The organism is Pseudomonas sp. 22490 (assembly GCF_052044465.1).
Classification (GTDB): Bacteria; Pseudomonadota; Gammaproteobacteria; order Pseudomonadales; family Pseudomonadaceae; genus Pseudomonas; species Pseudomonas aeruginosa.
In genome coordinates this window covers 224,105-241,077 of sequence record NZ_JBQENS010000008.1, presented here as the reverse complement: position 1 = coordinate 241,077, position 16,973 = coordinate 224,105, and the positions used below count along the sequence as shown (strand labels likewise).

Below are 16,973 nucleotides of genomic sequence, written 5' to 3'. Positions count from 1 at the left end.
TGCGGATTCCACGGTCATCTGGCCACCCATTCCATGAGCATCTGACCACCGATTCCACGGTGATCCGGCCACCCATTCCACGCGCATCCGGCCACTGATTCCACGGCCATCCGGCCACTCAACCGGGCAGGCAGTAACGCAGGATTTCTTCACTACCATCGACCTCTTTTTCGAAGCAGAGAGGTCGTCGTGGAGCGTTTATCCATGCGTAAGATTCGCGAAGTACTACGTCTCAAGTTCGAGGTCGGACTATCGGCTCGCCAGATTGCGGTCAGCGTGCAGGTCGGTCGTGTCACCGTCGGCGACTACCTCAATCGTTTTGCCGCCAGCGGTCTCAGTTGGCCCTGTTCGTTGTCCGATGCCGAGTTGGAGCAGCAACTGTTCCCGCCGGCCCCGGCGGTTGCCAGTGAGAAGCGGCCTTTACCCGATTGGGCATGGGTGCATGCCGAACTGCGCCGCCCCGGGGTGACCCTGGCGCTGCTCTGGCAGGAGTACCGCCTGAGCCAGCCTCAGGGCTTTCAGTACAGCTGGTTCTGTGAGCACTACCGAGCCTGGCAGGGCAAGTTGGACGTGGTGATGCGTCAGGAGCACCGCGTCGGCGAGAAGCTGTTCGTCGACTATGCCGGCCAGACGGTGCCGGTTATCGATCGCCACAGCGGCGAGATCCGCCAGGCGCAGGTGTTCGTCGCGGTGCTCGGCGCGTCCAGCTACACCTTCGCCGAAGCCACCTGGTCGCAGCAGCTGCCGGACTGGCTAGGCTCCCATGCCCGCTGCTTCGCCTTCCTCGGCGGCGTGCCGGAGATCGTGGTGCCGGACAACCTGCGCAGCGCGGTGAGCAAGAGTCACCGCTACGAGCCGGACATCAACCCCAGCTACCGCGATCTGGCCGAGCACTATGGCGTGGCGGTGGTGCCGGCGCGGGCACGCAAACCGCGCGACAAGGCCAAGGCCGAAGTCGGCGTGCAGGTGGTCGAGCGTTGGATCCTCGCCGCACTGAGGAATCGGCAGTTCTTCTCCCTGGATGAACTCAACACGGCCATCGCCGGGCTGCTGGAGCGGCTCAACCAACGCCCGTTCAAGAAGCTGCCGGGCTCCCGGCAGTCGGCCTTCGACAGCCTGGATCGTCCGGCGCTGCGCCCCCTGCCGGAGCAACCCTACGTCTACGCCGAGTGGAAGAAGGCGCGGGTGCACATCGACTACCACGTCGAGGTCGATGGGCATTACTACTCGGTGCCGTATCAACTGGTGAAGAAGCAGCTGGAGGTGCGCCTGACGGCGCGCACCGTCGAGTTTTTCCACGCCAACCAGCGAGTGGCCAGCCACCTGCGCTCAATGCACAAGGGCAGGCACAGCACGCAGGCCGAGCACATGCCCAAGAGCCATCGCGAGCATGCCGAGTGGACGCCGCAACGGCTGATCCGCTGGGCCGAGCAGACCGGGCCGAACACCGCCGGCGTGATCCGGCACATCCTCGAACGGCGCATCCATCCGCAGCAGGGCTACCGGGCCTGCCTGGGCATCCTGCGCCTGGGTAAAACCCACGGTGAGGCGCGTCTGGAGTTGGCCTGCCGTCGCGCCATCAGCCTCGGCACGTGCAGCTACAAGAGCCTCGAATCGATCCTGCGCCAGGGGCTGGAAAACCTGCCGCTAGCTCAAACCAACCTGCCGCTGCTGCCGGACGACCACGCCAACCTGCGCGGATCCGCCTACTACCACTGACCCCAAGGAATCCCACCATGCTGCCCCATCCGACCCTGGACAAGCTGCAAACCCTGCGCCTGCACGGCATGCTCAAGGCGCTGAATGAACAACTGAAAACCCCGGACATCGACAGCCTGAGCTTCGAAGAACGCCTCGGCCTGCTGGTCGACCGCGAGCTGACCGAACGCGATGACAAGCGCCTGAGCAGCCGCCTGCGCCAGGCCCGGCTCAAGCACAACGCCTGCCTCGAAGACATCGACTACCGCAGCCCGCGCGGACTGGATAAGGCGCTGATCCTGCAACTGAGCAGTGGCCAGTGGCTGCGCGACGGCCTCAACCTGATCATCGGCGGCCCCACCGGTGTCGGTAAAACCTGGCTGGCCTGTGCCCTGGCCCACCAGGCCTGCCGGGAGGGCTACAGCGTGCGCTACCTGCGCCTGCCACGTTTGCTGGAAGAACTGGGTCTGGCCCATGGCGACGGCCGCTTCGCCAAGCTGATGAGCAGCTACGCCAAGACCGACCTGCTGATCCTCGACGACTGGGGCCTGGCCCCGTTCACCGCCGAACAGCGGCGCGACATGCTGGAGCTACTGGACGACCGCTACGGCCAGCGCTCGACCATCGTCACCAGCCAGATGCCGGTGGACAACTGGCACGAGCTGATCGGCGACCCGACCCTGGCCGACGCCATCCTCGACCGCCTGGTGCACAACGCTTATCGGATCAATCTGAAGGGTGAATCAATGCGCAAACGGACGCAGAAATTGACGACGCCGGGCACCTCAGACTAACAATGCCACCCCTGCGTCGCTGCGCTCCGACTGCCCGGCCGGATGGCCGTGGAACAGGTGGCCAGATGGCCGTGGAATGCCTGGCCAGATGAGCGTGGACTGGGTGGCCGGATGGTGTGGAATCCGCATAGCGACTGAGTAGCGACAGATTCATCATGTCTCCAATCTTCAGGCTTCGGTTCAAAATGGTAGTCACCTTCTTCGAGGCGTCTACGACGGGTTCCCCCCGCGCTAACCAAGCGCTGATTATGGGAAACAAACGGGGATAGAAAGCAAGCTAATAATTGTGTCTGGATGGTCGAGCAGCCGAATGGTCGCCGGGAACTCTTTCCGGAGTTGCGAATTATTCTTATCGGAGTAATATGTAACTATATAACATTGTGTAGGAGGCATCCCCATGAAACCCGGCATCCATCCCGAATACCGTCCCGTCCTGTTCCATGACACCTCGGCCGACGTGTACTTCCTGATCGGCTCCACCGCGGAGACCGACAAGACCCATACCCATACCGACGGCAAGACCTATCCCTACGTGACGCTGGACGTTTCCAGCGCCTCGCACCCGGTCTACACCGGCGAACAGCGCAAGACCAAGAGCGAAGGCCGCGTGGCCGGGTTCAACAAGCGTTTCGCCGGCTTCGTCGGCGGCAAGGGGGCCTGATGAAAGTCCTCGCCTCGCTGAAACAGGCCAAGCTGCGCCATCGCGATTGCCAGGTGGTGAAGCGCCGTGGCCGGCTCTACGTGATCTGCAAGTCGAATCCGCGCTTCAAGTGCGTGCAGGGCCGGCCGAAGCCGAAGATCAAGCGCCGCTGAGCGGCGACGGGACGGTCGCCCGTCCCGTCAGCCCTGGGCCTGGAGGAACAGGCCGAACAGCTCGGACTGCGACTTGATGCCGAGCTTGCCGTACATGTGCTTGCGGTGGACCTTCACGGTTTCCGCCGAGATCGCCAGCTTGCGGGCGATCTCCTTGCTCGAGCAGCCGCTGAGCATCAGCCTGCCGACCTCCAGTTCGCGCGCCGTCAGTGGCGTGCCCATCTGCTCCGCGACCTTCTCCAGCGAACCCTGCCAGCCCGGCTCCGGCGCCGCGGGGCTGTTCAACACTTCGTCCTCGAAGGCCAGGCGCTGGCGCATCAGCCCGGCCACCCAGGGCCGCACCAGGCCGAGCACGGCGAGTTGCTCGGGGGTGAAGCGGCGCCGCGAGCCGAGCGACAGGCAGAGGGTGCGTTCGCCGGAGAGCTGGACGTTGATCTGGATTTCATCGGCCACCACGTTGAGGCGGAAGTAACGCTGGTAGTAATCGGTCTGCTCGAAGCATTCCGGTGCCACGTCGGCCAGACGGAACAGGCCGCTGCACGGGTTCTCGCGGCTGGCGATGTAGAACGGGTCGAGCAGGTAGAGGCCTCGCAGGTAGTCCTGGAACAGCGGATCCGGCCCGCCGTCGGCGCCCGGGCATTCGGCGAACACCTGTGGCCGGCCCTGGCTGAACAGCAGGGCCACCCAGCTGTCGAACGGAACGTACTGTTCGAGCAGGCGTACCAGGCGAATCCAGAAGTCCGGCGCATCCAGCGCCTCGACCAGTTGCCCGACGGAGCGGTGCCAGGCGATGTCCTGCAAGGTGAAACTCATCTTCTACCCCTGTTGGGTTAACCCTCGGACGTAATTATCGGCGCGGGGAACGCCAAGCATACTGTGCCGACCCCTGCATACGAACAGCGCGCGTGCCGAACAGCGCCGAGAACAACAAGGAATTCCGATGAAAGTCGAACTCGTCCAGATCGCCGGTCGCGATGGTGACACCGCGCACAACCTGGAACGCGCCCTGGCGGCCATCGCCGACTGTGCGGCGGACACCGAACTGGTGGTGTTCCCGGAAACCCACCTGACCGGCTTCCCCAGCGAAGACAACATCGCCGCCCTCGCCGAGCCGCTCGACGGCCCGACGGTCAGCGCGGTGCAGCGCGTCGCCCGTGAACGTAACGTTTCGGTGGCGATCGGCATCGCCGAGGCGGACGCCGGCCGCTATTACAACACCACCCTGCTGATCGCTCCCGACGGCATCGCCCTGAAATACCGCAAGGCCCACCTGTGGGCCTCCGACCGCGGCATCTTCACGCCTGGCGACCGCTACGCCACCGCCCTGTGGAACGGCATCCGGGTCGGCCTGCTGGTGTGCTTCGACATCGAGTTCCCGGAAAGCGCGCGGGCCCTCGGCCAACTGGGTGCGGAACTGATCATCGTGACCAATGGCAACATGGACCCCTATGGCCCGACCCATCGCACCGCGATCATGGCCCGCGCCATGGAAAACCAGGCCTACGCGGTGATGGTCAACCGCGTCGGGCATGGCGACGGCGGGCTGGTCTTCGCCGGCGGCAGCGCGGTGGTCGATCCCTATGGCCAGTTGCTCTGCGAGGCCGGGCGCGAAGAATGCCGGCAGATCGTCGAACTGGACCTCGGCCGGTTGCAGGATGCGCGTCGGGATTACCGTTACCTCGAAGAGCGTCGCCTGGTCCTGCCCGGCGAGCGCCGCGAGCACCCGGACGGCCTGCGCGAACTGCTGATTCCCTGATTCACCGCGGCGCGACAGGAGCGTCGCGTCGTCCTCCGTCCGCCAGCGAGCGGGCGAGGATCGGCCCGGAAAGCCGTAGCACAACGATGGGCGCCCAAGCGTCCGCCGGTCTCCCGGGTGAGGGGAGGCCCCTGCGTCCCGCGGCCTGGCCGGCTGCGGGCCACTGCCATAACAAACGATAATTCCGGAGTAAGCAGTAATGGCCAGACTCAAGCGCACCCTGTCGCTGGGTTCCGTGGTGCTGTTCGGCATCGCCTACATGACCCCCATCATCGTCCTCGGGACTTTCGGCATCCTCGCCGAGACCACCCAGGGACACGTCCCCGCCGCCTACATCGCCGCTTCCCTGGCGATGCTCTTCACCGCACTCAGCTACGGGCTCATGGCCGCGGCCTTCCCGGTGGCCGGCTCGGCCTATACCTACGTGCGCAAGGCCATCGATTCCCGGCTTGGCTTCATCGCCGGCTGGGCGGTGCTGCTCGACTACCTGTTCCTGCCGATGGCGATCTGGCTGATCGGCGCCGCCTACCTGCACTCGGCCTTTCCCGCGGTACCCAACGCGGTCTGGGTGCTGGCGTTCATCGGCGTGACCACGACGATCAACATCGTCGGTCTGCGCCTGGCGAAGAACGTCAATGGCCTGCTGATGCTGGTGCAGTTCCTGGTCCTCGGCGCCTTCGTCGCGCTCTGCGTGCACTACGTGCTGGGCGACCCGGGCAAGCCGCTATGGTCGCTGCAACCGTTGCTCGGTGGCGACCTGCAGGTACCGCTGGTGATGAGCGGTGCGGCGATCGCCTGCTACTCGTTCCTCGGTTTCGACGCGGTCAGCACCCTGACCGAGGAAACCCGCGACCCGCGGCGCAACATCCCGCGGGCGATCCTGCTGATCACCCTGCTGGGCGGGCTGATCTTCATCGTCACCTCGTACTTCGTGCAACTGGCGCACCCGTCGTTCGCCTTCGATAGCGCGGACTCGGCGGCCTACGAGATCGCCCGCAACATCGGTGGCGACCTGTTCGTGACCTTCTTCCTGGTCGGCCTGATCGTCGGCCAGTTCACCTCCGGCCTCTCGGCCCAGGCCAGCGCCTCGCGCCTGCTCTTCGCCATGGGCCGCGACGGCGTCCTTCCGCGGCCGTTCTTCGGGCGTCTCGGCAAGCGCTTCGAGACGCCGGTGAACAGCATCGTCCTGTGCGGCGTGGTGGCCCTGCTGGCGCTGCAGATGGACGTGACCACCTCCACCTCGTTCATCAACTTCGGCGCCTTCCTCGCCTTCAGCCTGGTCAACCTGTCGGTGGTCTTCCACTACTACCTTGGCGCCGAGCGCCGCGGCCCACGGGAAACCCTGTTGTTCCTGGTATTCCCTGGCATCGGCCTGGTCGCCGACCTGTGGCTGATGGCCAGCCTCGACCATCTGGCGATCATCCTCGGCCTCTGCTGGCTGGCGCTGGGCGCGGTGTACCTGGCGGCGATCACCCACGGTTTCCGCGAGCAGCCGCCGGAGATGCGTTTCGAGGAGGGCTGAGAAAGAATCGACGCCCGTTTCGCGGCGGCAAGGCGCAGGCTCCTGGCCTAGAGTGGCTATCCATCGCCTCCCTGGTTCCGGAGCCGGCCATGTCCGACGCAGCGTTGTTCCTTCCCCTTCCCGATGACGACACCCTGTATGCCGCGCTGTTGGCGCGCGACCCCGCCTACGATGGCTTCGCCTTCGTCGGGGTGAAGAGCACCGGGGTGTTCTGCCGCCTGACCTGCCCGGCGCGCAAGCCGAAGCGCGAGAACACCCTGTTCTTCGATTCGATCAAGGGCTGCGTCGAGGCCGGCTTCCGACCCTGCCTGCGTTGCCGGCCGCTGGAGCGGCTCGGCACGCAGGGGCCGCTGGTCAGCGACCTGCTCCAGCGCCTCGGTCGGCAACCGCAGCGGCGCTGGTTCGAAGACGACCTGGCGGCGCTGGGCTATGACCCGTCCACCGTGCGCCGTGCCTTCAAGCGCGAGTTCGGCGTGACCTTTCTGGAAATGGCTCGCCTGCGCCGTCTTGGCCAGGTCGCCGAGCGGCTGTCCTCGGGCGCGCGGGTGATCGACGCGCAACTGGATGCCAGCTTCGACTCTGACAGCGGCTTCCGTAGCGCCTTCGCGCGCCTGCTGGGCGAGCCGCCGTCGCAGTTGCGCGGGCGCGAGCTGCTCAAGGCGGACTGGCTGCAGACCCCGCTCGGCGCCATGCTCGCGGTGGCCGATGCGCAGGCCCTGCACCTGCTGGAATTCTTCGACCGCCCGGCGTTGAGCGGGGAGCTGAAACGCCTGCAGAAGAGCAGCGGATCGAGCATCGGTTTCGGCCGTTTCGCCTCCATCGACAGGATCGAGGCGGAACTCGCCGACTACTTCGGCGGTACTCCAGTGCGCTTCCAGACCCCCTTGGCGCTGAACGCCTCGGCCTTCACCCGCACGGTCTGGCAGGCGCTGCGCGAGGTACCGTGCGGCAGCACGCAGAGCTACTCCGGGCTGGCCAGGTCCATCGGCTCGCCGTCGTCGGTGCGCGCCGTGGCCCGCGCCAACGGAGCCAACCAGATCGCCATCGTGATTCCCTGCCACCGCGTCATCGGTTCGGACGGTTCCCTGACCGGCTATGGCGGTGGCCTGTGGCGCAAGCGCTGGTTGCTGGAGCACGAGCGGCGCATGGGCGCTGCCGGCTAGCCGGGATCGCCGCCCAGAAGCCGGGCGGGGGCGCGCAACACCGGTTCCCGCTCGACCGCTGCGGGCCGCTGCAAGTCCTCGGCGTCGGCGCGCTCGGCGGTCGACAGGTCGCTGGCGTGGAACCCGGTGATCCGCAACAGGGCCAGGGTACAGGCCAGCGAGACCAGCGCGTAGCAGGCCGAGGCCAGGGCCACGCCGACGATGCTGCCGGTACTGTTGAGAATCCACTGGGCCAGTACCGGCGTACCGCCGCCGACCAGCAGCGAGCAGAGCTGGTAGGCCAGCGACAGGCCGGTGTAGCGCACCCGCGCCGGGAAGGCTCGGGCGAGGATACCGCCCACCGCGCCGTAGAACATCGCGTGCGGCACCGTGGCCAGGCACATGCCGGCCGCGGCGATCCAGTAGACCTTGGTTTCCACGGCGAAGAACATCGCCGGCATCAGGATGAACTCCGGCAGCACCATCAGGCATGCCGCCTTGCGCATGTCGATGCGCGAAGTGAGCAGCGCCCCCAGCGGCTGGCTGAGGAACTGCACCACCAGCGCGACCACGATGATGCTGAGGAAGGTGCCCTGGCTGTAGCCGAGGGTCTTGGTCGCCCAGGAGAGGGCGAAGGTGCTCTTGAAGTAGGTGACGTGGATGATCGGCAGCACGCCGGCGCCGAGCAGGACGATCTTCCAGTGCTTGCCCAGCACCTCGGCGAGCGGCAGCTTCACCGTGCGCTTCTGCGCCAGCACACGCTTCATGTCTTCCGACTCCTCCAGCTTCAGGCGGATCACCATGCCGACGATGACCAGCACCGCAGAGAGCAGGAACGGCGCGCGCCAGCCCCAGAGAATGAAGTCCGAGGCGGGCAGGGCGCTGAGGGCGAAGAACGCCAGGGTCGCCAGCAGGTTGCCGGTGGGCGAGCCCTGCTGGGCGAAGGCGGCGTACAGGATGCCCTTGCCCTTGGGCGCGCTTTCGCTGGCGATCAGGATCGCGCCGCCCCACTCGCCGCCGACCGCGATGCCCTGGACGATACGCAGCGCCACCAGGGAGATCGGCGCCCAGATGCCGATCTGCGTATAGACCGGCAACAGGCCGATGCAGGTCGTGGCGATGCCCATCATGATCAGGGTGATCACCAGGGTGGTCTTGCGGCCGATGCGGTCGCCGAGATGGCCGAAGATGATCCCGCCCAGCGGGCGAGCGATGAAGCCCGACCAGAGGGTGACGAAGGACAGCAGGGTGGCCAGGCCCGGATCCATGTCGGCGGGGAAGAATACCTTGCCGAACACCAGGGCGGCGGCCAGGCCGTAGATGTAGAAGTCGTACCACTCGATGGTGGTGCCGATGAAGGAGGCGATACCGGCCCTGCGGGCCTTCTTGTGCAGGTCGGCGTCTTCGGGAGAGGGCGTGCGCGGCATGGGTCGAGTCCTGTTTATTGTTGTTCTCGCCGACACGCCGCTCCCTACCGCCCTTCGCTGAAAGGCGGGGCGGAAACGCTGGTTTCCGTGGAGGGAGAGCGTGCGTCGGTGTTGACCCGGGTGCCTCGGAGTCTAGGTGGCACCCCCGCAAATCAATAGTCTTTTAATCTTATGGCTCGATAAGGGATTCCATATCGACGTTTTCCGTCAGCCCTCGCTCAGGCGTCGTCCAGGCCGCTCTTCAGCGTCGCCAGGAACGCCTGCGCCGCCCGGGAAGGTTCGCTGGCCGGAAGGATCGCGTGGATCTCCGAACGCGCGCCGGCCGGCTCGATCTCCAGGTAGCGCACCTCGTTCCGCCAGGCCAGGCAGAGGGTCTCCGGGATCAGCGCGACGCCCATGCCGAGACCGACCATGGCGGCGACGGTCTGCCACAGGCGCGCCTCGTGGCGGATGCGCGGGCTGAAGCCGGCGTCCACGCAGCGGGCGATGATCAGGTCGTGGTAGTGCGGGGAGACATGGCGCGGGAAGAGGATGAAGTCTTCGTCGCGCAGTTCGGCGAGGTCCAGACGCGCCTGGCCTGCCAGGCGGTGCCCGGCGGGCAGGCAGCAGAGGAACGGGTCGCTGATCAAGGGTTCGGAGACGATTTCCGCCGGCAGCCTGCCCCAGTGCACGAAGCCCAGGTCGATCTGCCCGCGCTGCAACGCCTGGGCCTGCTCCGCGCTGTTCATTTCGCCGAGCACCACCTCCATGTTCGGGTGCTCCCGTTCGAAGCGGGACATGGCCCTGGGCAGGCCGCGGTAGAGCATGGAGTTGACGAAGCCGACGCGCAGCTGGCCGACGTCGCCCTCGGCGGATAGCTGGGTCAGGCGTTTCACCTTCTCTGCCTGCAGCAGCAGGTTGCGCGCTTCCACCAGCAGGACCTGGCCGGCGCCGGTGAGCTTCACCGACTTGTTGTTGCGCAGCAGCAATTGGGTTCCGAGCTGTTCCTCCAGCTTCTTGATGTCGAAGCTCAGCGCCGGCTGGGAGATGAACAGGCGAGCCGCGGCGCGCCCGAAATGCAGTTCCTCGGCGACCGCGATGAAGTAGCGAAGCTGTCTGAGATCCATGGCAGGCACCTGGTTCTACGATCTGTTTTTCTTATCGTCGATGATTTTTTTTGTATTGGATGCTTATCGAACCACTCGCCTAGTCTCGGCGCAAGACAAGCAGGAGCCGCGCCATGACCGCCATGCCCGAAGTACTTCGCGAAGATACGCTGAACATCCCCGACAGCCGTGGGCTGAATCTCTACACCTGCGATCCGGCCCTGGAGCGGCTGCTGGAGGTATACCTGCCGCCGGCGTTGCTCGCCGAATGGCGGCCGCTCCTCGAACGGCTCGGCGCCCGTGCCGGCGGCGAGCTGGACGTGCTGGCGCTGGCGGCGGACAAGAACCCGCCGGTGCTGGCGCCGCGCACCCGCCGCGGCGAGGATTTGCAGAGCATTCGCAAGCATCCGGACTACGTCGCCCTCGAACGGGTGGCCTATGCCGAACTCGGCCTGGCTTCCATGAGCCATCGCCCGGACGGCCCGCCGCCGCTGGTGAAGTATGCGCTCACCCACCTGTTCGTACAGGCCGAGTTCGGCCTTTGCTGCCCGGTCAGCATGACCGACTCGCTGACCCGCACCCTGCGCAGGTTCGGCGCGCCGGAACTGGTTGAGCGCTATCTGCCGTCCCTCGCCTCGCGGGATTTCGACGAGCTGTTCCAGGGCGCCATGTTCATGACCGAGCAGGCCGCCGGCTCCGACGTGGCGCGGACCCGTACCGTGGCGCGGGAGGAGGGCGGCGAGTGGAAGCTCTACGGCGACAAGTGGTTCTGCTCCAACCCGGACGCCGACCTGGCGATGGTCCTGGCCCGCCCCGAAGGCGCGGCGGAAGGAATGAAGGGCGTGACCCTGTTCCTGTTGCCGAAGGTCCGCGAGGACGGTACGCGCAACGCCTATCGCATCGTCCGCCTGAAGGACAAGCTGGGCAGCCGCTCCATGGCCAGCGGCGAAGTCCGCCTGGAAGGCGCCAGCGCCTACCTGATCGGCGAGATCGGCCGCGGCTTCCAGCAGATGGCCGACATGGTCAACATGTCGCGCCTGTCCAACGGCGTGCGCGCCGCCGGGCTGATGCGCCGGGCGCTGAGCGAGGCGCTGTTCGTCGCCCGCCATCGGCGCGCCTTCGGCAAGCACCTGATCGACATGCCGCTGATGCAGAAGCAGTTGCTGAAGATGATGCTGCCCACCGAACAGGCGCGCTCGATGTTCATGCAGATCGCCACGCTGCTGCCGCGCGCCGATGGCGGCGAGGTCGAGGCGCAGAAATGCGTGCGGATCCTCACCCCGCTGATCAAGTTCCGCGCCTGCCGCGATGCGCGACGGGTCACCGGCGACGCCATGGAGGTGCGCGGCGGGGTCGGCTACATCGAGGAGTGGAGCGACCCGCGGCTGGTGCGCGACGCCCACCTGGGGTCGATCTGGGAGGGCACCAGCAACATCGTGGCGCTGGACGTCGCCCGTGCGGTGAGCCGCGAACAGGCGCTCGAACCCTTGCAGCGCCACCTGCGCCGGCTGCTGGATGACAGCGACCTGCCAGGGGACGCCCGCGACCTCTTCGACGAACTGCTGGTGCGAGTGGTCGCGACCATGGCCGACGTCGCCGAGCGCCGCCAGGATGAGCAGGTGCGCCAGGCCGGCAGCGCCCTCTATCACCTGTGCACGGCGATCTTCATGGCCTGGGAGGCCAGCCGCCAGGCACCCGACCAGCGCCGCCTGGCCCTGGCCTTCCTGGTCGCCCGGCACAAGCTGCTGCCGCGCGACCCGCTGCGCCTGGAGGGCTGGACCGACCAGGCCGAACTGCTGGCCAGGGTGGTCGGCGAGGTGCCGCTGAGCCAGGCCGAAGCCATGCAATTGCTGCCGGCCTGACTGCCCGCATTCCCGCTCACAACAACCAGAGAGTCGCCATGACCAATCAGACGGGCGCCCTGCGTGGCCTGAAAATCATCGATCTCAGCCGGGTCCTCGGCGGACCCTACTGCTCCCAGGCGCTGGCCGACCACGGCGCCGAGGTGATCAAGCTGGAACCCCTCGGCGGCGACGAGACCCGTGGCTGGGGGCCACCCTTCGAGGGCGACACGGCGTCCTACTTCAAGGGCGTGAACCGCAACAAGAAGGGCATCGCCGTCGACCTGGCGACGGCGGAGGGCATCGAGCTGCTGCTGCGCTTGCTGGAGGACGCTGACGTACTGCTGGAGAACTTCAAGCCCGGCACCCTGGCGCGCTGGGGGATCGGCTACGAGGAGGTGCTTCGCCAGCGCTTCCCGCGGCTGGTCCACTGCGCGGTATCGGGCTTCGGCGCCGACGGCCCGCTCGGCGGCCTGCCCGGCTACGACGCGGCGATCCAGGCGATGGCCGGACTGATGAGCGTGAACGGCGAGGCCGGCGGCGACGCGTTGCGCATCGGCCTGCCGATCGTCGACATGGTCACCGGGCTGAACGCCATGGCCGGCATCCTCCTCGCCCTCCACGAGCGCCAGGTCAGCGGGCGCGGGCAGTCGGTGGACATCGCCCTGTACGACTGCGGTATTTCCCTGCTGCACCCGCACCTGCCGAACTACTTCGCTTCCGGACGTACGCCCCGGCGTAGCGGCAACGCCCATCCGAACATCGCGCCCTACGACAGCTACCGCACCGGTACCGAGCCGATCTTCCTCGCCGTCGGCAACGACCGCCAGTTCGCCCGCCTGTGCGAGTACCTGGGAGCCGATGAACTGCCGGGGGACCCGCGCTTCGCCGACAACGGCAAGCGCTCGGTCAACCGCGAGGCGCTGAAGCGCGCCCTGGAGGACTACCTGGCGGCCCACGACGGTCGCGAGCTGGCCGAGCGGCTGATCCGTCTCGGCGTGCCCTGCGGAGCGATCGCCACGGTGGATCGGGTGGTGGAACACCCGCACACCCGCCATCGCGGGATGGTCGTCGAACTCGAGGGCTATCGCGGCATCGCCTCTCCGGTGAAGCTTTCGCGCACCCCGGCCAGCTACCGCGCCACGCCGCCGGTACTGGGCAGAGACACCCGGGAAGTCCTGGCGGAACTGGGATTGAGCGCCGAGGCGATCGACGCGCTGGTCCGGCGCGGCATCGTCCGCGCCTGAAACCCCGCACGGCACGGCCTGCGCCGTGCAACTCAATCCCCGAGCAATTGGAGATGGCCATGGATTCCTCCCCTGGGGCGGTGAGCCCCGAACTCGTGCTGCTGGAGCGGCCGGAGCAGGGCGTGGCCCTGTTGCGACTGAACCGCCCGGCAGTGCTCAACGCCCTGAACATGCGCCTGCGCGAGGCTCTGGCGGAGCACGTACGGCGCCTCGACGAGTGCGCCGATACCCGGGTCATCGTCCTCACCGGAAATGGCACGGCGTTCGCCGCCGGCGCCGATCTCAACGAACTGGCGGAGGCGTCCGCGCTGGAGATCCAGCAGCGCGGGGTGGAGCGCCACTGGCAGGCGCTCGCCGCCTGCCGCAAACCGCTGATCGCCGCCGTGGAGGGCCATGCCCTGGGCGGAGGCTGCGAGTTGGCGATGCACTGCGACCTGATCGTCGCCGGTGCCTCGGCGCGCTTCGCCCAGCCGGAAATCCGTGTCGGCGTGATGCCCGGCGCCGGCGGCACCCAGCGCCTGGTGCGAGCGGTGGGCAAGTTCCAGGCGCTGCGCATGCTGTTTACCGGTTGCACGGTAAGGGCGCTGGAGGCCCTGGCCATAGGGTTGGTCAGCGAGGTGGCGGCGGATGGCCAGGCATTGGATCGCGCCCTCGAACTGGCTCGCCAGATCGCCGGCCTGCCGCCGCTGGCGCTGGCGCAGATCAAGGAAGTGGTCCTGGCCGGCGCCGACCTGCCGCTGGACCAGGCCCTGGCGCTGGAGCGCAAGGCCTTCCAGTTGCTGTTCGACAGCCACGACCAGAAGGAGGGCATGCGTGCCTTCCTGGAAAAACGCACAGCGGAGTACCTGGGAAAATGAGCGAGCCATCGATCGTTCTCATCGGTATCGTCGGTACCGGTGCCATGGGCCAGGGCATCGCCCAGCTCGCTGCCTGTGCCGGGCTGTCGGTGCTGCTCTACGACAGCCGCCAGGGGGCGGCGCTGCAAGCGCGCGAGCAGATCGCCACGGTCCTTGCCCGGCAGGTGGAGCGGGGCCGGCTGGAGGCGGAGGCTGTCGAGCGCGCGATGGGCAATCTGCGGGTGGTCGAGGACTTGCGGATCCTGCGCGGCTGCCAGTTGGTGATCGAGGCGATCGTCGAGAACCTGGAGGCCAAGCAGGCGTTGTTCCGCCAATTGGAAGAGGTGGTCGGCGACGAAGCGATCCTCGCCAGCAATACCTCCTCGCTGTCGGTTACCGCGATCGCCTCGGCCTGTCGCGATCCTGGCCGGGTCGCCGGTCTGCACTTCTTCAATCCGGTGCCGCTGATGCGTCTGGTGGAGGTGATCGAGGGTCTCGCCACCCGCACCGGCATCGCCGAGCGACTGTGCGCCCTGGTGGCGACCTTCGGCCACCAGGCGGTGCGTACCACGGACAGCCCCGGCTTCATCGTCAACCATGCCGGACGGGCCTTCGGCACCGAGGCGCTGCGTATCCTCGGCGAGGGCGTGGCGCCGGTGGCGGCGATCGACGAAGTCCTGCGCGAGGGCGCCGGCTTCCGCATGGGCCCGTTCGAGCTGTTCGACCTGGTCGGGTTGGACGTCAGCCTGCCGGTGATGGAGTCGATCTACCGGCAGTACTACGAGGAGCCGCGTTATCGTCCGCATCCCTTGCTGCGCCAGATGCTCGCCGCCGGCCGCCTGGGGCGCAAGAGCGGCCAGGGCTTCTACCGCTACGACGGCGCTGGGCAGGTGCCCGTCGCCGCCCCGGCGGTTGCGCCAGGCGCGGCGTTGCCGCCGGTGTGGCTGGGCGTCGACGACGAACATGACCGCGCGCCATTGCTGACGTTGCTACAACGTCTGGGCGCCGAGGTGGAGAGCGGCGAGCGTCCTTCCGGGGCGGCGTTGTGCCTGCTTGCGCCGCTGGGCGCCGACGTCAGCGCCGCAGCGCGGCGGTTCGCCGTCGATCCGACGCGCAGCCTGGCCATCGACGTGCTGTCGGACCTGGAGCGACACCGCTGCCTGATGGCCTGCCCGGCGACCCGAGCGGAGCTGCAGCAGGCGGCTCGCACCCTGTTCGCACGGGACGGCGTGGGCGTCACGCTGATTCGCGACAGCGCCGGGTTCATCGTCCAGCGCACCCTCGCCTCGATCGTCAATCTCGCCTGCGACATCGCCCAGCAGGGTATCGCTTCGGTGGAGCACATCGACCTGGCGGTGCGCCTCGGTCTCGGCTATCCGCTGGGGCCGCTGGAGTGGGGCGACCGAATGGGTGCCGGGCGCGTGCTGCGCATCCTCGAACGCCTGCATGCGCTCAGCGGCGACCCGCGCTATCGCCCCAGCCCCTGGCTGCGCCGGCGCGCCCAACTGGGCCTTTCCCTGCGCCAGCCGGACAGCCCGTTGGCCTCCTGATCCCTTGGCGGAGAAACACACCATGCTCGATGCCTATATCTACGCCGGCCTGCGTACGCCTTTCGGCCGGCATGCCGGTGCACTCTCGACGGTGCGTCCGGACGACCTGGCCGGCCTGCTGCTGGCGCGTCTCGCGGAAACCTCCGGGTTCGCCGTCGACGACCTGGAGGATGTGATCCTCGGTTGCACCAACCAGGCCGGCGAAGACAGCCGCAACCTGGCGCGCAACGCGCTGCTCGCAGCCGGCCTGCCGGCGCGGCTGCCCGGGCAGACGGTCAACCGCTTGTGTGCCAGCGGACTGTCGGCGGTGATCGACGCGGCGCGCGCGATCAGTTGCGGCGAGGGTCGGCTGTACCTGGCCGGCGGCGCCGAAAGCATGTCCCGGGCGCCGTTCGTCATGGCCAAGGCGGAGAGCGCCTTCAGCCGCACGCTGGAGGTCTTCGACAGCACCATCGGCGCGCGCTTCGCCAACCCCAGGCTGGTCGAGCGCTATGGCAACGACAGCATGCCGGAGACCGGCGACAACGTGGCCCGCGCCTTCGGCATCGCCCGCGAAGACGCCGACCGTTTCGCCGCTTCTTCCCAGGCGCGCTACCAGGCTGCGCTGGAGGAGGGCTTTTTCCTCGGCGAGATCCTTCCGGTGGAGGTGCGTGCCGGACGCAAGGGCGAGACGCGGCTGGTGGAGCGCGACGAGCATCCGCGACCGCAGGCCGACCTGGCGGCCCTGGCGCGCTTGCCGGCGTTGTTCGCCGGTGGGGTAGTGACCGCCGGTAATGCGTCTGGGATCAACGACGGGGCGGCGGTAGTGCTGCTGGGCGATCGCGCGATCGGCGAGCGCGAGGGCATCCGGCCGCTGGCGCGGATCCTCGCCAGCGCCAGCGTCGGCGTGGAGCCCCGGTTGATGGGCATCGGCCCGCAGCAGGCGATCCTCCGCGCGCTGCAACGCGCCGGCATCGACCTGGACGAGGTCGGCCTGATCGAGATCAACGAAGCCTTCGCGCCGCAGGTCCTGGCCTGCCTGAAGTTGCTCGGCCTGGACTACGAGGACCCGCGGGTCAATCCCCATGGCGGCGCCATTGCCCTCGGCCATCCGCTCGGCGCCTCCGGTGCGCGCCTGGTGCTCACCGCCGCCCGCGGGCTGCAACGCATCGAGCGGCGCTACGCGGTGGTCAGCCTGTGCGTCGGGCTCGGCCAGGGCGTGGCGATGGTGATCGAGCGCTGCCGATGAGACACCGTTCCCCCTAGAAAAAGAGGCGCCCAGG

15 protein-coding genes are annotated in these 16,973 nt (G+C 67.6%); 12 read left to right on the top strand and 3 right to left on the bottom strand.

Features of this window, described 5'->3' with window-relative positions:
* Positions 1–204 precede the first annotated feature (204 nt).
* The 4 genes from istA to ykgO all read left to right on the top strand — a co-directional run bounded on the left by istA (position 205) and on the right by ykgO (position 3,305).
* Positions 205–1,719, top strand: coding sequence for an IS21 family transposase (gene istA / locus ACTJJX_RS12045; RefSeq protein ID WP_146537839.1), 1,515 nt, complete (start codon positions 205–207; stop codon positions 1,717–1,719).
* A gap of 17 nt (positions 1,720–1,736) precedes the next feature.
* Complete coding sequence (gene istB, locus ACTJJX_RS12040; protein ID WP_045107743.1) at positions 1,737–2,492, top strand: IS21-like element ISPpu7 family helper ATPase IstB; 756 nt, start codon at positions 1,737–1,739, stop codon at positions 2,490–2,492.
* Positions 2,493–2,889: 397 nt separating this feature from the next.
* Positions 2,890–3,153 (top strand): type B 50S ribosomal protein L31, encoded by a 264-nt coding sequence (locus ACTJJX_RS12035; RefSeq protein WP_003092213.1) that lies wholly within the window; start codon positions 2,890–2,892, stop codon positions 3,151–3,153.
* Positions 3,153–3,305 carry a type B 50S ribosomal protein L36 gene (ykgO, locus tag ACTJJX_RS12030; protein ID WP_003092209.1) on the top strand — a complete coding sequence of 51 codons (153 nt, stop codon included), beginning with the start codon at positions 3,153–3,155 and terminating at the stop codon, positions 3,303–3,305. The genes ACTJJX_RS12035 and ykgO overlap by 1 nt, the downstream gene beginning before the upstream one ends.
* Before the next feature lie 27 nt (positions 3,306–3,332).
* Here ykgO and ACTJJX_RS12025 read toward each other — a convergent pair whose 3' ends face one another.
* A complete protein-coding gene (locus tag ACTJJX_RS12025) occupies positions 3,333–4,118 on the bottom strand; it encodes a helix-turn-helix transcriptional regulator (protein ID WP_003092207.1) in 786 nt (261 codons plus the stop codon).
* 127 nt (positions 4,119–4,245) lie between these two features.
* On the opposite strand from ACTJJX_RS12025, the gene ACTJJX_RS12020 reads away from it, so the two are divergent.
* From ACTJJX_RS12020 to ACTJJX_RS12010, 3 genes are all read left to right on the top strand, one after another.
* Positions 4,246–5,061 (top strand): carbon-nitrogen hydrolase family protein, encoded by an 816-nt coding sequence (locus ACTJJX_RS12020; protein ID WP_016852570.1) that lies wholly within the window; start codon positions 4,246–4,248, stop codon positions 5,059–5,061.
* Positions 5,062–5,260: 199 nt separating this feature from the next.
* Positions 5,261–6,583 (top strand): APC family permease, encoded by a 1,323-nt coding sequence (locus ACTJJX_RS12015; protein WP_016852571.1) that lies wholly within the window; start codon positions 5,261–5,263, stop codon positions 6,581–6,583.
* Positions 6,584–6,672: 89 nt separating this feature from the next.
* Positions 6,673–7,746 carry a bifunctional transcriptional activator/DNA repair enzyme AdaA gene (locus ACTJJX_RS12010; protein ID WP_016852572.1) on the top strand — a complete coding sequence of 358 codons (1,074 nt, stop codon included), beginning with the start codon at positions 6,673–6,675 and terminating at the stop codon, positions 7,744–7,746.
* Here the strand turns inward: ACTJJX_RS12010 and ACTJJX_RS12005 are convergent.
* Positions 7,743–9,152, bottom strand: a complete 1,410-nt coding sequence (locus ACTJJX_RS12005) for an MFS transporter (RefSeq protein WP_003109708.1) — start codon at positions 9,150–9,152, stop codon at positions 7,743–7,745. The genes ACTJJX_RS12010 and ACTJJX_RS12005 overlap by 4 nt on opposite strands.
* 218 nt (positions 9,153–9,370) lie before the next feature.
* A complete protein-coding gene (locus tag ACTJJX_RS12000) occupies positions 9,371–10,258 on the bottom strand; it encodes a LysR substrate-binding domain-containing protein (protein WP_003092195.1) in 888 nt (295 codons plus the stop codon).
* Between the two features lie 113 nt (positions 10,259–10,371).
* On the opposite strand from ACTJJX_RS12000, the gene ACTJJX_RS11995 reads away from it, so the two are divergent.
* The 5 genes from ACTJJX_RS11995 to ACTJJX_RS11975 are packed head-to-tail and all read left to right on the top strand — an operon-like array spanning position 10,372 to position 16,939.
* Positions 10,372–12,099 (top strand): acyl-CoA dehydrogenase family protein, encoded by a 1,728-nt coding sequence (locus ACTJJX_RS11995; protein ID WP_016852573.1) that lies wholly within the window; start codon positions 10,372–10,374, stop codon positions 12,097–12,099.
* 38 nt (positions 12,100–12,137) lie between these two features.
* Positions 12,138–13,325, top strand: a complete 1,188-nt coding sequence (locus ACTJJX_RS11990) for a CaiB/BaiF CoA transferase family protein (RefSeq protein WP_016852574.1) — start codon at positions 12,138–12,140, stop codon at positions 13,323–13,325.
* Positions 13,326–13,384: 59 nt separating this feature from the next.
* Positions 13,385–14,182: an enoyl-CoA hydratase gene (locus ACTJJX_RS11985; RefSeq protein ID WP_020372333.1), complete on the top strand. Its 798-nt coding sequence runs from the start codon at positions 13,385–13,387 to the stop codon at positions 14,180–14,182.
* Positions 14,179–15,711 (top strand): 3-hydroxyacyl-CoA dehydrogenase, encoded by a 1,533-nt coding sequence (locus ACTJJX_RS11980; protein WP_016852575.1) that lies wholly within the window; start codon positions 14,179–14,181, stop codon positions 15,709–15,711. Before ACTJJX_RS11985 ends, ACTJJX_RS11980 begins: the two co-directional genes overlap by 4 nt.
* A gap of 22 nt (positions 15,712–15,733) precedes the next feature.
* A complete protein-coding gene (locus ACTJJX_RS11975) occupies positions 15,734–16,939 on the top strand; it encodes a 3-oxoadipyl-CoA thiolase (protein ID WP_003109714.1) in 1,206 nt (401 codons plus the stop codon).
* Positions 16,940–16,973 lie beyond the last annotated feature (34 nt).

What these genes read in the sequence shown, in the direction of transcription:
- istA (WP_146537839.1), top strand. Translation starts at nt 205, where the DNA reads ATGCGTAAGATTCGCGAAGTACTACGTCTCAAGTTCGAGGTCGGACTA.
- istB (WP_045107743.1), top strand. Translation starts at nt 1,737, where the DNA reads ATGCTGCCCCATCCGACCCTGGACAAGCTGCAAACCCTGCGCCTGCAC.
- ACTJJX_RS12035 (WP_003092213.1), top strand. Translation starts at nt 2,890, where the DNA reads ATGAAACCCGGCATCCATCCCGAATACCGTCCCGTCCTGTTCCATGAC.
- ykgO (WP_003092209.1), top strand. Translation starts at nt 3,153, where the DNA reads ATGAAAGTCCTCGCCTCGCTGAAACAGGCCAAGCTGCGCCATCGCGAT.
- ACTJJX_RS12025 (WP_003092207.1), bottom strand. Translation starts at nt 4,118, where the DNA reads ATGAGTTTCACCTTGCAGGACATCGCCTGGCACCGCTCCGTCGGGCAA.
- ACTJJX_RS12020 (WP_016852570.1), top strand. Translation starts at nt 4,246, where the DNA reads ATGAAAGTCGAACTCGTCCAGATCGCCGGTCGCGATGGTGACACCGCG.
- ACTJJX_RS12015 (WP_016852571.1), top strand. Translation starts at nt 5,261, where the DNA reads ATGGCCAGACTCAAGCGCACCCTGTCGCTGGGTTCCGTGGTGCTGTTC.
- ACTJJX_RS12010 (WP_016852572.1), top strand. Translation starts at nt 6,673, where the DNA reads ATGTCCGACGCAGCGTTGTTCCTTCCCCTTCCCGATGACGACACCCTG.
- ACTJJX_RS12005 (WP_003109708.1), bottom strand. Translation starts at nt 9,152, where the DNA reads ATGCCGCGCACGCCCTCTCCCGAAGACGCCGACCTGCACAAGAAGGCC.
- ACTJJX_RS12000 (WP_003092195.1), bottom strand. Translation starts at nt 10,258, where the DNA reads ATGGATCTCAGACAGCTTCGCTACTTCATCGCGGTCGCCGAGGAACTG.
- ACTJJX_RS11995 (WP_016852573.1), top strand. Translation starts at nt 10,372, where the DNA reads ATGACCGCCATGCCCGAAGTACTTCGCGAAGATACGCTGAACATCCCC.
- ACTJJX_RS11990 (WP_016852574.1), top strand. Translation starts at nt 12,138, where the DNA reads ATGACCAATCAGACGGGCGCCCTGCGTGGCCTGAAAATCATCGATCTC.
- ACTJJX_RS11985 (WP_020372333.1), top strand. Translation starts at nt 13,385, where the DNA reads ATGGATTCCTCCCCTGGGGCGGTGAGCCCCGAACTCGTGCTGCTGGAG.
- ACTJJX_RS11980 (WP_016852575.1), top strand. Translation starts at nt 14,179, where the DNA reads ATGAGCGAGCCATCGATCGTTCTCATCGGTATCGTCGGTACCGGTGCC.
- ACTJJX_RS11975 (WP_003109714.1), top strand. Translation starts at nt 15,734, where the DNA reads ATGCTCGATGCCTATATCTACGCCGGCCTGCGTACGCCTTTCGGCCGG.